This is a genomic window from Neisseria sp. 23W00296, from assembly GCF_044772855.1.
GTDB lineage: Bacteria > Pseudomonadota > Gammaproteobacteria > Burkholderiales > Neisseriaceae > Neisseria.
This window is the reverse complement of record NZ_CP173024.1, coordinates 827,280-840,224: the sequence shown is the minus strand read 5'-3', so window position 1 is coordinate 840,224 and position 12,945 is coordinate 827,280. Positions and strand designations below refer to the sequence as shown.

General features: G+C 61.4%; 13 protein-coding genes. 5 read left to right on the top strand and 8 right to left on the bottom strand.

Features of this window, described 5'->3' with window-relative positions; translation table 11 throughout:
• Positions 1–7: 7 nt before the first annotated feature.
• Entirely contained in the window at positions 8–841 is an 834-nt protein-coding gene (gene truA / locus ACG2K1_RS04285) for a tRNA pseudouridine(38-40) synthase TruA (protein WP_036495862.1), read from the bottom strand.
• A 172-nt stretch (positions 842–1,013) separates the two neighbouring features.
• On the opposite strand from truA, the gene ACG2K1_RS04280 reads away from it, so the two are divergent.
• Positions 1,014–2,831, top strand: a complete 1,818-nt coding sequence (locus tag ACG2K1_RS04280) for a monovalent cation:proton antiporter-2 (CPA2) family protein (RefSeq protein ID WP_395429381.1) — start codon at positions 1,014–1,016, stop codon at positions 2,829–2,831.
• 29 nt (positions 2,832–2,860) lie between these two features.
• Here the strand turns inward: ACG2K1_RS04280 and ACG2K1_RS04275 are convergent, their stop codons facing one another.
• Positions 2,861–3,472 (bottom strand): glutathione S-transferase N-terminal domain-containing protein, encoded by a 612-nt coding sequence (locus ACG2K1_RS04275; protein WP_395429380.1) that lies wholly within the window; start codon positions 3,470–3,472, stop codon positions 2,861–2,863.
• Between the two features lie 125 nt (positions 3,473–3,597).
• Complete coding sequence (folE2, locus tag ACG2K1_RS04270; protein ID WP_395429379.1) at positions 3,598–4,371, bottom strand: GTP cyclohydrolase FolE2; 774 nt, start codon at positions 4,369–4,371, stop codon at positions 3,598–3,600.
• A 180-nt stretch (positions 4,372–4,551) separates the two neighbouring features.
• On the opposite strand from folE2, the gene ACG2K1_RS04265 reads away from it, so the two are divergent.
• The gene (locus tag ACG2K1_RS04265; protein WP_009425831.1) at positions 4,552–4,800 is read left to right on the top strand and encodes a BolA family protein; all 249 of its coding nucleotides are present in this window, start codon (positions 4,552–4,554) and stop codon (positions 4,798–4,800) included.
• A gap of 55 nt (positions 4,801–4,855) precedes the next feature.
• Entirely contained in the window at positions 4,856–6,109 is a 1,254-nt protein-coding gene (murA, locus tag ACG2K1_RS04260) for a UDP-N-acetylglucosamine 1-carboxyvinyltransferase (RefSeq protein ID WP_395429378.1), read from the top strand.
• Here murA and ACG2K1_RS04255 read toward each other — a convergent pair.
• Together ACG2K1_RS04255 and ACG2K1_RS04250 are read right to left on the bottom strand one after the other, a co-directional pair.
• Positions 6,106–6,558: a hypothetical protein gene (locus ACG2K1_RS04255; protein ID WP_094030939.1), complete on the bottom strand. Its 453-nt coding sequence runs from the start codon at positions 6,556–6,558 to the stop codon at positions 6,106–6,108. The genes murA and ACG2K1_RS04255 overlap by 4 nt on opposite strands.
• A 25-nt stretch (positions 6,559–6,583) precedes the next feature.
• Complete coding sequence (locus ACG2K1_RS04250; RefSeq protein ID WP_395429377.1) at positions 6,584–7,891, bottom strand: peptidoglycan DD-metalloendopeptidase family protein; 1,308 nt, start codon at positions 7,889–7,891, stop codon at positions 6,584–6,586.
• Positions 7,892–8,057: 166 nt separating this feature from the next.
• On the opposite strand from ACG2K1_RS04250, the gene ACG2K1_RS04245 reads away from it, so the two are divergent.
• Positions 8,058–9,014 (top strand): hypothetical protein, encoded by a 957-nt coding sequence (locus ACG2K1_RS04245; protein WP_395429376.1) that lies wholly within the window; start codon positions 8,058–8,060, stop codon positions 9,012–9,014.
• Between the two features lie 356 nt (positions 9,015–9,370).
• Here ACG2K1_RS04245 and ACG2K1_RS04240 read toward each other — a convergent pair whose 3' ends face one another.
• From ACG2K1_RS04240 to cysT, 3 genes are read right to left on the bottom strand one after another with little or no spacing between them, the layout of a single operon-like run.
• Complete coding sequence (locus tag ACG2K1_RS04240) at positions 9,371–10,441, bottom strand: sulfate/molybdate ABC transporter ATP-binding protein (RefSeq protein WP_395429375.1); 1,071 nt, start codon at positions 10,439–10,441, stop codon at positions 9,371–9,373.
• Complete coding sequence (gene cysW, locus ACG2K1_RS04235; RefSeq protein ID WP_395429374.1) at positions 10,438–11,289, bottom strand: sulfate ABC transporter permease subunit CysW; 852 nt, start codon at positions 11,287–11,289, stop codon at positions 10,438–10,440. Before cysW ends, ACG2K1_RS04240 begins: the two co-directional genes overlap by 4 nt.
• Positions 11,286–12,113 (bottom strand): sulfate ABC transporter permease subunit CysT, encoded by an 828-nt coding sequence (gene cysT / locus ACG2K1_RS04230; protein WP_395429373.1) that lies wholly within the window; start codon positions 12,111–12,113, stop codon positions 11,286–11,288. The genes cysW and cysT overlap by 4 nt, the downstream gene beginning before the upstream one ends.
• Before the next feature lie 222 nt (positions 12,114–12,335).
• Between cysT and ACG2K1_RS04225 the strand changes: the two genes are divergently transcribed.
• Complete coding sequence (locus ACG2K1_RS04225) at positions 12,336–12,890, top strand: XAC2610-related protein (RefSeq protein WP_395429372.1); 555 nt, start codon at positions 12,336–12,338, stop codon at positions 12,888–12,890.
• Positions 12,891–12,945: the final 55 nt, after the last annotated feature.

The window sequence follows — 12,945 nt, the reverse complement described above, 5'->3', positions numbered from 1 at the left end:
CGCCGTTTCAGACGGCCTTGACGATCTCTAAGTTCGGCCACAGCCAGTCGGGCAGCGGCGGGGTTGTTATGCCGAACTCGGGCGGATAATCGGCGCCGGTGAGGTAGAGGCCGTCGGGCATAAAGGTGGGCGGGGCTTTGAGGCGGTTTTTTTCCGCCAAGAGGCGCGCGAAGCCTTCGACGCTGAGACGGCCGTTGCCGACATAAACCAGCGCGCCGACGATGTTGCGCACCATATGGTGCAGAAAGGCGTTGCCGTGCAGATCGAGTGCCATCAGGCTTGGCGTGCCGCTGAGGCGGACGGAATAAAGGGTTTTGACGGGCGATTTGGCCTGGCACTGGGCGGCGCGGAAAGCGGAAAAATCGTGTTCGCCTGCCAACAGGGCGGCGGCACGGCTCATGGCGCGGATGTCGAGCGGGGTGTGCGTCCACCCTGCCCTGCCCGCCAGCAGCGGCGAGCGCACGGGCGAGGATTGCAGCAGGTAGCGGTAGCGGCGGCCGCAGGCGTCGAAGCGGGCATGAAAATGCGGCGCGACAATCTGCGCGTGCAACACGGCAACGCCCGCGGGCAGCAGGCTGTTGGTGCCGCGTATCCACGATTGGGCGGCGCGGCGGACGCCTGTGTCGAAGTGGACGACTTGGGCGGCGGCGTGCACGCCGGTGTCGGTGCGGCCTGCGGCGGTGACGGCTACGGGTTCGCCCGCAATGGCGGCCAACGCGTCTTCCAAGGCCGTCTGAACGGTGGGCACGCCGCCGGCCTGTTTCTGCCAGCCGAAAAAGCGGCTGCCGTCGTAAGCGAGGGTGAGCGCCCAGCGGCTGCGTTCGGGCGGGGTGTCGGTCATGGCGGGAGCTGTCGGAAAAAAGGCGGCATTATACGTCCGAACTTTTCAGACGGCCTGCCAAACGGAAAAACGTTTCATGCGGGCGGGATTCTGTATAATAGCGCTCCTTTTTTTCTAATCATAAAAAAGGCCGTCTGAAACGGCTTTTTTCACAAACACACAGGAGTTTTTTATGTCGGCAGCGGCAGAAAGCGGCATCAGCATCATCCAGGTCGTGTCCCTGTTGGGCGCGGCGGTGGTTGCCGTGCCATTGTTCAAGCGGCTCGGCTTAGGCTCGGTATTGGGCTATTTGGCGGCAGGGCTTGCCATCGGGCCGTTCGGCTTAGGGCTGTTTTCAGACGGGCACACCATCTTGCACGTCGCCGAATTGGGCGTGGTGATTTTCCTATTCGTTATCGGCTTGGAGATGAAGCCGTCGCACCTTTGGCATCTGCGCAAGCAGATTTTCGGCTTGGGCAGCATGCAGGTAGTGGTGGCCGCCATTTTGCTGACCATTGTGGGAATGCTGTTCGGCTTTTCGTGGCAGATTTCCTTTATCGCCGCATCGGGCTTCGTGCTCACCTCCACCGCGATTGTGATGTCGGTGCTGGGCGAGCGGGGCGAAATCGACAGCCCGGGCGGGCAGAAAATAGTGTCGATTCTGTTGTTTGAAGACCTGCTGATTGTGCCGCTGCTGGCTATCGTCGCCTTTTTGTCGCCGCATCACACCGAAAGCAGCCAGCCTGTTTGGCAGAGCATCGGCATTGCGCTGGGCTGCGTGGCAGTATTGGTGGCGGCAGGGCGTTGGCTGCTCAACCCGCTTTTCAGGCTGCTGGCGCGCAGTCAGGCGCGCGAAGTGATGACCGCCGCCGCGCTGTTGGTGGTGCTGGGCGCAGGCGTGTTGATGGAAAAAGGCGGCTTGTCTATGGCGATGGGCGCGTTTTTGGCGGGCGTGATGCTGTCTGAATCGCATTTCCGCCACCAGCTTGAAGCCGATGTAGAGCCGTTTCGCGGGCTGCTCTTGGGGCTGTTTTTCCTAGCCGTGGGCATGTCGCTGGATTTGAATGTCGTTGCGCGCAACTGGCCGCTGATTGTTTCGAGCGTGCTCGCGCTGATGGCCGCCAAAGCCGTGTGCATCTACTTGGTTGCCCGCTTGGCAAAAAGCAATCACGAAGAAGCCTTAGAACGCGCCGTGTTGATGGCGCAGGGCGGCGAATTTGCCTTTGTGTTGTTCACCGCCGCCACATTGCAAGGCGTAATCAGCGACACCAACAACGCCAATATGACCGCCATCGTGGTGCTGTCTATGGTGCTCACGCCGCTGTTTATGATCCTGCACGGCAAGCTGCCGAAAAAAGCCGCCGCCGAGCGCGAAGCAGACAAAATTGACGAGCGACACGCCATTTTACAAGTGGGCTTTGGGCGGTTTGGGCAGATTGTGTATTACATTCTCAACGCGGCGAGCTATTCCATCACCATCATTGATAAAGACGAAAAAACCGTTGCCGGCATGAACAAATACGGCGTGAAAACCTATTTCGGCGACGCCTCGCGCCCCGAGCTGCTGCGCACCGCCGGCATTGAAAAAGCCGCCGTGCTGGTGGTGGCGATTGACGATCCCGAGCAGATTTTGCAAATCGTAGAATTTGCCCGCGAAGCCAATCCCAACATCAAAATCGTTGCCCGCGCCTACGACCGCATCCATACCTTCAAGCTCTTCCAGGCCGATGCCGACGAAATCGTGCGCGAGACGTTTGATTCGGGCATCCGCGCGGGCAAGCGGGCGTTGGAAATGCTGGGGCTGCCGCACGAAACCGCCGAAAAAGCGGGCGATTTGTTCTTCCGCATGGACAGAAACGGCATGCATAAAATGGCCGTACTCTACAACCCCGAGCTGGAATCGTTTGCCAACCAGGCCATGCTCGAAGAAGGCCTGCGCCAAGACCGCCTTATCGCCGAAGCCGTACAGGCGCTGCTGCGCGGCGAAGAAGAGATAGACGAGAGCGTGTAAGGCCTCTTGTCTTTCAGACGGCCTAAGGCTTACGCGGCGGCGGCGCGCACGGCGGCGAGGCTGGCAGGTTTGCGCTCCAAGGATTCGATGGACACGGCCTGCACGTCGCGGCGCTGTTGGTATGCGGCAAAGGCGGCGCGGTTGGCCTCGTTCAGATGCGGGAACAGGGTCGGGTGGCGCAACTCGGCATAGGAAACAGCCATGGCGAGCAGGTGCTGGTCGAAGCCGCTGCATTGCGCGTCCAGCTGCGGCGCGTGTTCGAGGCCGCGCACGACGGCTTCGCGGGCGCGGGGGATGTGCGGGTGTTCGGCCTGACCTTGCGGCAGGAATTTCGCCAGCGAAAAGGCTTTGACAACTTGGTCGAGCAGCGCCTGCGCATAGCCCGCAACGGCAGCTTGGGCGGCGTTTTGCAGCGGGTGTCCGAGCAGGAAATCCGCGACGTAGGCCGTGCCGCAGATAACCGTTCCATCGTCGGTTATCAGGGCGGGCACTTGCGAGAGCGGGTTGGCGGCGGTGAGTTCGTCGGGCGTCGCCCACGGGTCGGCATAAACGAGTTGCAGGCCGTCGAGGCCGCCTTGTGCGAGGGCGGCGAGGAGGATGGCGCGGGAATACGGCGAGGTGGTGCTGGTGTAGAGTTTCACGGTTTTCTCCTTTTCGGTAAGGTCGGGAAAGGTACGATTGTACGCCCGCGCCCTTAGCGTGCCAAAAGGCCGTCTGAAAGCCCGTTTTGCAGACTTTCAGACGGCCTTTTGCCGCTTGGCAAGGGTTACGGATAGGCGATATAGGCGTAGGCCGAATGGTTGTGGATGCTCTCGAAGTTTTCGCTTTCGACGACAAACGAGGCGATGCGCTCATCGCCGCGCAGAGCGACGGCCACGTCGCGCACCATGTCTTCGACGAATTTCGGGTTTTCGTAGGCGCGTTCGGTGACGTATTTTTCGTCGGGGCGTTTGAGCAGGCCGTAGAGCTGGCAGGAGGCCTGTTCTTCGACAATGTCGATGATGTCTTCTATGGCGACGTGTTCGCGGCAGACGAGGGAGACGGTAACGTGCGAGCGCTGGTTGTGCGCGCCGTATTGCGAGATTTCCTTGGAGCAGGGGCACAGGCTGGTGACGGGAACGAGCACTTTCAGCGTGTGGCGGTAGACGCCGTTTTCCACTTCGCCGCCGAGGGTGACATCATAATCGAGCAAAGACTGGATGCCCGACACGGGCGCGGATTTGCGGCGGAAAAAGGGAAACGAGGCGCTGATGGCGCCCGCGTCTGCGCCCAAGAGTTCGAGCATCTGCTGCGTGAGGTTCTGCATTTCGCCGTAATCGAGCGCGCGCTGCTGCCCTTCCATCAGGGCGACGAAGCGCGACATATGCGTGCCTTTTTGGTCGGCGGGCAGGCGCACGGTCATAGTGAGGCGGGCGACGGTGGACTGCGTGCCGTCGGCGGCGGCGATTTGTATGGGGAAGCGGAGGTCTTTGATGCCGACGCGGTTGATCGGCAGGTTGCGCAGGTCTTTGCTGCTTTGCACGTCGGCAATGGCGTTCATGCGTTTTTTGTCCTTTGGGGTGCGTGTGCGGGAAAGGCGCGAGTATATAGATGCGCCGTGCGGGCGGCAACGGGCGGCAGGCCGTCTTAAAAAGCCCCCGCTCTTTTCAGACGGCCTTCTGCCGATACGGTATAATCGCGGCCTTTTGCCACCCCCTGCCGATAAAAAGGAATACACACCATGCTGATGCCCGAACAGGTCAAAGAACTCATCGCCGCCGTCGTTCCCTGCGAACACATCGAAGTGGAAGGCGACGGCCACCACTTTTTCGCCGTTATCGTTTCCTCCGCCTTTGAAGGCAAAGCCCGCCTCGCCCGCCACCGCCTGATTAAAGACGGCCTGGCCGACAAGCTGGCGTCGAACGAGCTGCACGCGCTATCCGTTTCCGTGGCCGCCACGCCTGCGGAATGGGCGGAAAAAGGCCGCTGATTCCGCCGCGCGTTTTCCCGACAACGCCCTTCCCCTCCCACGAAAGCCTGCTGCCATGGACAAACTCAAAATCTCTGCCAACGGCCCCTTAAACGGCGAAATCACCGTATCGGGCGCGAAAAACGCCGCGCTGCCGCTGATGTGCGCCGGCCTTTTAACTTCGGGCACGCTGCGCCTGAAAAACGTGCCGATGCTGGCCGACGTGAAAACCACGCAAAAGCTCCTGCAAGGCATGGGCGCGCGCGTGCTGACCGACAACATCCGCGAATTTGAAATCAACGGCGGCACGGTCAACAACACCTGTGCGCCGTATGAATTGGTCAAAACCATGCGCGCGTCGATTCTGGTGCTCGGCCCCACGCTGGCGCGTTTCGGCGAAGCGCAGGTGAGCCTGCCCGGCGGCTGCGCCATCGGCTCGCGCCCGGTCGACCAGCATCTCAAAGGCTTGGAAACCATGGGCGCACAAATCACCATCGAACACGGCTACGTCAAAGCCACAGGCCGTCTGAAAGGCGCGCGCGTGGTGATGGACGTGGTAACCGTAGGCGGCACGGAAAACCTCTTGATGGCGGCCACGCTGGCCGAGGGCACAACCGTATTGGAAAACTGCGCCATCGAGCCGGAAGTGGTCGATTTGGCCGAATGCCTCGTCAAAATGGGCGCGAAAATCAGCGGCATCGGTACATCTACCATGACGGTTGAAGGCGTGAAAGAGCTGCACGGCTGCGAACACAGCGTCGTACCCGACCGCATCGAAGCGGGTACTTTCCTTTGCGCCGTGGCGATGACCGGCGGCAAAGTCGTGTTGCGCAATGCCGCGCCCAAAACGATGGAAGCCGTACTCGACAAATTGGTCGAAGCAGGCGCAGTTATCGAAGCGGGCGATGACTGGATTGCCATCGATATGCGGCAACGCCCCAAAGCCGTGGACATCCGCACCGTCGTCCACCCCGGTTTCCCCACCGATATGCAGGCGCAGTTTATGGCGATGAACGCCGTGGCCGAAGGTTCGGGCAAAGTGGTCGAAACCATTTTTGAAAACCGCTTCATGCACGTACCCGAACTCAACCGCATGGGTGCGGACATCTCCACCGAAGGCAACACCGCCTTTGTCAACGGCGTGGAAAAACTCTCCGGCGCAACCGTGATGGCCACCGACCTGCGCGCCTCCGCCAGCCTCGTGATTGCAGGCTTGGTCGCCGGCGGCGAAACCATCGTCGAGCGCATCTACCATCTGGATCGCGGCTACGAGCACATCGAGAAAAAACTCGGCCAAGTCGGCGCGAAAATCGAGCGGGTTTCGGGTTAAACGCCCATCTGCAAGCAAAAGGCCGTCTGAAAAGCATATCCTGCTTTCAGACGGCCTTCTTGATATGTACAACAATATTTCAGCAAGTGTTGGTCGAATATAGTGAACCAAAATAGAAAATCTACGGCGTTGCTGCGCCTTGTCGTACTACCTGTACTGCCTGCGGCTTGCTGCCTTGTATCTTTTTTATTTTGACTCACTATAACAAGCTGCGCGGCTGTCGGTTTAAAAGTAGAAAAGGCCGTCTGAAAGCGGGATGTGCTTTTCAGACGGCCTTTGCGTATCTTGCCTAGGGCGTGTTGACATTCAGCTTGCGAAGCGGTTTTTTGAGGAAAAATTCGCGCCTGCAAGGAAAAAAGCGCAGCAAGATTGGACATCTTGCGAGCATTTTTGACGCGGCAGGCGTGGATTTTTACCAAAAATACCGCCGCAAGGCTGATTGTCAACACGCCCTAGGGGCTGTTGACAATCAGCCTAGTAAATCTGCGCCGCCGTGACGGGCAGGTTTTCCACGGCGGCCATAATGTCTTCGGTTTTCTGGCGCTGGCGCAGGAAGGCGCCCATGCTGATTTTTTCCATTTTCGGCGTCGGCAGGGCGACAGTGGCGGGGTTGACGTGCTGGCCGTTGATGCGGGCTTCGTAGTGCAGGTGCGGGCCGGTGGAGCGGCCGGAGGTGCCGACAAAGCCGATCACCTCGCCCGCACGCACGCGGCCGGCGGATGGCGAAAAGGCGCTGAGGTGGCCGTAGAGCGTTTCTACGCCGTTGCCGTGTTGCAGCATGACGGTGTGGCCGTAGCCGCCCTTCCAGCCTTTGAACACCAACGTGCCGTCGGCGGGCGCGTAAACGGGCGTGCCGGTGGGGGCGGCGTAGTCGATGCCGGTGTGCATTTTCACGGTGCGTAGGATGGGATGGACGCGGATGCCGTAGGGCGAGGAGATGCGGGTGTAGTTTTGCAGCGGCAGGTAGAGGAAGCCGTCGGCGTGTTCGGTTTTGAGCGGCTCGCCGTCGTAGTTGTAATAGCCGCCGCCGTGATCGCCTTTGTCGTAGTAGTAGGCGCGGTAGGTTTTGCCGCCTTTGACGATTTCCACGCCGAGGATGTCGCCGGTGGCCATTTCCTGGCCGCGGAAATACATGGTGTCGTAGAGCAGGCGGATTTGGTCGCCTTCGAGCAGGCCGTCGACGTCGAACTGCTCGCTGAAAATGTCGCGCAGAAGCTCGCGCAACTCGACGCCGACGCCCGCCTGCGCCAGCGAGCCTTTGGCCGAAGTACGCACGGTAACGGACACCAGCGTCGGCAGGGTTTTCATCTCGATTTCGCTGGTGGAGGCCTGCCACTTGCCTTTGATTCTGCCCAGCGCGATCAGGTTTTTCTCGCCGTTGTCGTCGTCGTTGAAAAACTGGATGGCGGCGGGGCGGTTTTCACCGTCCATCAGCACGCTGACGGTCTGCCCCGGATGCAGGCGGCGCAGCTGCCGCTCGGCGGCGTCTTTGCCCAGCACGCCCGCGATGTCGGCATCGGAAAGGCCGTAGCGGCGCAGCATGGTTTGCAGGGTGTCTCCCTCTTTCACCGCCTCTTCCAGCCAGTAGCTGCTTTTGCTCTCCTGTGTGCTGCCCTGCGGCGGCGGCAGCTCCTGCACGATGCGCCGTACCTGGGGCGCTTTGCCGCCGTCTGAAGCCAAACCGTACAAAACCGCCGAAACGGCGGCCGAAATCAGAAGACCCGCCACGGCGTAGCGGGTGTGTTTGTGTTGCCTGATGCGGCGGAGAAAATCTCTGTCCATTCTTCGTCGGATAACCGTTTCTTAATAAAGCGGCATGACAAGCCCTTAATTTGAACGGTTTTTTAATGATTTGTGGGGCGCGCAGTGTACCACAAACGTTTTTTTGCAAAACGCCGCGCGCGGCAAAAGCGCGTAAAATGCGCCCCTTTTGCGCCGCCCGTTTGCCATGAACACCACCATCGCCCTCCCCTCTTTCCTCAGGCCGTCTGAAAACCTGCCGCTGCCGACGACGAGCGCCCTCGATTTCTTCCTGCGCTTCGGCCGTTTTACCCCCGATCCCGCATCCTCCGCCGCGTTCCGCGCCCGCTGCCTGTGGCGGGGCAGCCTGTGCCGCCTGCTTGCCGACAGGCTCGGCCTGCCGCCCGAAACGCCCTGCATCCCCGCCGCGCCCGTCAGCCAGCAGATGGGCATGAACCAGGCACACCTCGCTTCCGGCCGCATCCTGGGCATCAGCACGGACGAAGCCGCCCGATGGTGTGAAGGACTGAGCGCGTTTTTCGCCGACCAAGGCTGGCAGTTCCATCCCTGCTTCCCCGACCTCTGGCTGCTCACCCTGCCGCAAATGCCCGCATGGCAGAAAGTACCCTCCGTTTTGGAAGCCGACGGGCAGGCCGACGCCGTGGAGCGCATCGAACGCCTCGCCCCGCTCGACTGGCTGGCCGCGCAAACCGAAATCCAAATGTGGCTGCACGCCCACCCGCTCAACGCCCGCCGCCCCGTGCCCGTCAACGGCGTCTGGCTGTGGAACGACTCCGTCGGCAGCGCCGCCTACGGCCTGACCGCCGCCGACAACAGCTGGGCTTTGGGCAAAAACACCGCCGCCGCCCCGCGCGATTGGGCGCAATGGGAAAACCTGTTATCGAAGCAGGCGCAGCCCGTTTCAGACGGCCTCATCTTCCTCGAAGGCGCAGAGGAAGCCGCCGACTACGAAAGCTACTGCCGCCTGCTGCAAACATGGGAAAAGGACTTCTTCGCCCCCGCCCGCGCCGCCCTGCAAAGCGGCCGTCTGAACAGCCTCACGCTCACCGCCGACGGCACCCACGGCGGCAGCCTCACCGTCGCCGCCAAAGCGGGGCGCGCGTTCTGGAAACGGAAAAAAACCTTTGCCGGCAGGCTGGACTGAGCATAGTGAAGAGAGGCCGTCTGAAAGCCGCAAAACGGGTTTCAGACGGCCTTTTACCGGGCATAGGGACGGCGGCCGCATAAATATCCGACAGGTTGCAGCAGCAGGCAAAAAGCGTTTCTGCGAAACGCCACCCCCTGCCCTCCCCCGCGCGGGCGCAGGAGAGGGAGTCGGGTTCGCGGCGGGATGTTCGGTTTCAGAATCGTCATTCCCGCGCAGGCGGGAACGGCCTTTCGGTTTTCCATCCGACAAACGGTACAAAGGCCGTCTGAAAGCCCGATTTTCGGTTTTAACTTCGTTGAAGCTGCGCTTTCAGACAGCCTTTGTCCGCTTGCACGGCTGCTTGGGGCAGCCTGTCAGATGGCGTAGTCGATCAACTCGCTTTGGCCGAAGACGTAGATTTGGCGCGGGGCGAGGGGGAGGGTTTGGCCGGGTTGCAGGTTCAGGCGGGCGGCTTCGGCGGCGGGGAGGTCGGCCTGGATTTGGCGGCCGTCTTCGAGGCGCAGGGTAAGGTGGGCGAGGGCGCCGCTGTGGCGGATGTGGACGAGGGCGGCAGCGAGCATGGGGCGGGTTTCGTTTATCTGCCATTCGTGCGGGCGGATGTAGGCGGTGGCGGTCTGCTCCTGCCAGCGGCGTTGTGTGTCGAGCGGCCGGGCATAGTTTCCGTAGTGCCACGCGCCTTTTTCGATGAGGCCTTCGAAGGCTTCGGTGTGGCCGAGAAAGCCGGTGACGAAGGCGTTGGCGGGGCGCAGGTAGATGTCGTCGGCGCTGCCGGTCTGTTCGATGCGGCCGTGGTTCATGACGACGATTTGGTCGGACACTTCGAGGGCTTCTTCCTGGTCGTGGGTGACGAGGATGCTGGTGATGCCCAGTTCGTGGTGGATGTCGCGCAGCCAGGTGCGCAGTTCTTTGCGCACTTTGGCATCGAGCGCGCCGAAGGGTTCGTCGAGCAGGAGGAGTTTGGGTTCGACGGCGAGGGCGCGGGCGAGGGCGATGCGCTGGCGTTGGCCGCCGGAGAGTTGGTGGGGATAGGCTTTGGCGAGATGGCCGAGGCGGACGAGGCTCAGGAGTGCTTCGACTTTGGCGCGGATTTGCTCTTTTGACGGCCGTTCGGCGCGGGGTTTGACGGTGAGGCCGAAGGCGACGTTGTCGAAGACGTTCATGTGGCGGAACAGGGCGTAGTGCTGGAAGACGAAGCCGACTTTGCGTTCGCGCACGTGTTTGGCGGTGACGTCTTGGCCGTCGAAGAGGATTTTGCCGCCGTCGGCGTTTTCGAGTCCGGCGATGATGCGCAGAAGGGTGGTTTTACCGCAGCCGGAGGGGCCGAGCAGGGAGGTGAGTTTGCCCGTCGGCGCGGTGAGGGAGATGTTTTTCAGGGCGTGGAAGGCGCCGAAGTGTTTGTCGAGGTTTTCGATGGTGATGCTCATGCTTCGCTCCTTTGCGCGGCCGCCAGTTTGCGCGCCTGTATCCTGACGATGAGGTTTTGCACGGCCAGGGTGGCGACGGCCAGCAGGGCGAGTACGCTCGAGAGGGAGAAGGCGGCGGTGAAGTTGTATTCGTTGTAAAGGATTTCGACCAAAAGCGGGATGGTGTTGGTTTCGCCGCGTATGTGGCCGGAGACGACGCTCACCGCGCCGAACTCGCCCATGGCGCGGGCGTTGGTGAGGATGAGGCCGTAAAGCAGCGCCCATTTGATGTTGGGCAGGGTGACGCGCCAAAACATCTGCCGGGCGTTCGCGCCCAGAATCAGGGCGGCCTGCTCTTCGCTGTCGCCCTGCGCCTGCATCAGCGGGATCAGTTCGCGGGCGACGAAGGGGAAGGTGACGAACAGGGTGGCCAGCACGATGCCGGGCACAGCGAAGATGATTTGGATGCCGCGCGCTTCGAGCCAGCCGCCGAAGGCGGTGTGCGCGCCGAAAAGGAGGACGAACATCAGCCCGGCGACAACGGGCGATACGGAAAACGGCAGGTCGAGCAGGGTGGTGAGAAACTGTTTGCCGCGAAAATCGAAGCGGGTGAGCAGCCAGGCGGCGGCGATGCCGAGCACGGCGTTGACGGGCACGACTACGGCCGCCGTCAGCAGGGTCAGACGGATGGCGGAACGCGCTTCGGCGTCGGTGAGCGCGGCCAGATAGAGCCGCCAGCCGCCTTTGAGTGCTTCGGCAAACACCGCCGCCAGCGGCACGACCAGCATCAGCAGCAGAAACAGCAGCGCGGCGGCGGTCAGCAGCAGGCGCAGCAGGCGCGGTTCGGCGATGTTCGGATTGGTTTTCATGCTTTTGCCCCCGCACGCCGTCCCAGCGCCCATTGCGCCGCGTTCAACGCCATCAGGATGGCAAAAGAAATCAGCAGCATAAAGAGGGCGACGGCCGACGCGCCCTGCACGTCATACTGTTCCAAACGGCCGGTGATAATCAGCGGCAGGATTTCCGACTGCATGGGAATGTTGCCGGCGATGAAAATCACCGAGCCGTATTCGCCCGTCGCCCGCGCAAACATCATGCCCGCCCCCGTCAAAAGCGCGGGCATCATTTCCGGCAGCAGCACGCGGCGGAAGACTGTAAGGCGGTTTGCCCCCAGCGTCGCCGCCGCCTCTTCGTATTCGCCCGACAGTTCTTCCAAAACGGGCTGCACGGCGCGGACGATAAACGGCAGGCTGACAAACACCAGCGCAATCCAGATACCGATCGGCGTGAAAGCGATTTTGAAAGGGAAAAACCGCCCCAGCCAGCCGTTGGGCGCGTAGAGCGTCGCCAGCGCGATACCGGTAACCGCCGTCGGCAGCGCGAAGGGCAGATCGACCAGCGCGTCGGCCAGCTTCCTGCCGGGAAAGTCGTAACGCACCAGCACCCACGCCGTCAGCGTGCCGAACACGATATTGGCCAGCATGGCGAGAAACGACATTTTCAGCGTCAGCCACACCGCCGCGAGCACGCGCGGCTCGGACACCGTCTGCCACAGCCCGCGCCAGCCCGTCTGCGCCGACACCGCCGCCATCATGGCAAAGGGCAGCACCACCAGCAGCGACAGGCACAGCACGGTGATGCCCAGGCTGACGGAAAAGCCCGGCAAAACGGAAGGAGATTTGAGCAGGCGCATACAGGCGCTCCCGACAGGCAAAAACAGCCGCGCACTCTATCGGAGGCCGTCTGAAAAACCAAGGAACGGCTGGTTGTATGCTAAGACGCAAAGGTTATATTCCGCCGCGCTTCATGACAAAGGACAAAGCGCGTATCATCGCGTTTTTCCGTTTGACTGCAGCCGTGCTTTCAGACGGCCGTCTGAAAAGCGCCCTGCCTATATTTTTCCGAAAGAACAAGCATGAAACGCCTCATCCCCGCCCTGCTCTTGGCCGCCGCCGCGCAATCTTTCGCCGCCGCACCCGCCGTCCAAACCCGCGCCGTCCCCGCACCCAAAGGCTTTCCTTTCGCCGTTGAAACCCAAATCCTTTCCGAAGACAGCTATCAGGTAAAAATCACCGATAAAAAAACCGGCAAAGTGCAAACCATCGAAGACATCACCGTCTTTTCCGGCTTTATCGAAGGCAACGCCGGCGATCTGGCAACCATACGCGACTACAACGGCGACGGCCATCCCGACATCGCTGTACGCGTAATCGGCGGCTACACCCTGCCCGCCGACGATCTGTACCTCTTCAACCCCGCCACACGGCAGTTCGAGCCCGTGCCCGAGGGCAAAGACTTTGCCCACACCGGCAGCGTCGAAATCATCCGCAAAGGCTGCGTGCGCATCGATTACAAAAACAGCGCCAGGGATTACTCGCAGGACGACTACTGCTGGAAAAACGGCGGCTGGCAATTACAGCGCCCGAACAACGCCAAAGCGCACAAAGCAGCCAAAGCACGCCATAAATAAGCCAACCGTTTTTCAGACGGCCTGTTGCCGGATGGTAAAAGGCCGTCTGAAAGCC

Coding starts and splice junctions, on each gene's coding strand:
- truA (WP_036495862.1), bottom strand. CDS start 841: ATGACCGACACCCCGCCCGAACGCAGCCGCTGGGCGCTCACCCTCGCT.
- ACG2K1_RS04280 (WP_395429381.1), top strand. CDS start 1,014: ATGTCGGCAGCGGCAGAAAGCGGCATCAGCATCATCCAGGTCGTGTCC.
- folE2 (WP_395429379.1), bottom strand. CDS start 4,371: ATGAACGCCATTGCCGACGTGCAAAGCAGCAAAGACCTGCGCAACCTG.
- ACG2K1_RS04265 (WP_009425831.1), top strand. CDS start 4,552: ATGCTGATGCCCGAACAGGTCAAAGAACTCATCGCCGCCGTCGTTCCC.
- murA (WP_395429378.1), top strand. CDS start 4,856: ATGGACAAACTCAAAATCTCTGCCAACGGCCCCTTAAACGGCGAAATC.
- ACG2K1_RS04250 (WP_395429377.1), bottom strand. CDS start 7,891: ATGGACAGAGATTTTCTCCGCCGCATCAGGCAACACAAACACACCCGC.
- ACG2K1_RS04245 (WP_395429376.1), top strand. CDS start 8,058: ATGAACACCACCATCGCCCTCCCCTCTTTCCTCAGGCCGTCTGAAAAC.
- ACG2K1_RS04240 (WP_395429375.1), bottom strand. CDS start 10,441: ATGAGCATCACCATCGAAAACCTCGACAAACACTTCGGCGCCTTCCAC.
- cysW (WP_395429374.1), bottom strand. CDS start 11,289: ATGAAAACCAATCCGAACATCGCCGAACCGCGCCTGCTGCGCCTGCTG.
- cysT (WP_395429373.1), bottom strand. CDS start 12,113: ATGCGCCTGCTCAAATCTCCTTCCGTTTTGCCGGGCTTTTCCGTCAGC.
- ACG2K1_RS04225 (WP_395429372.1), top strand. CDS start 12,336: ATGAAACGCCTCATCCCCGCCCTGCTCTTGGCCGCCGCCGCGCAATCT.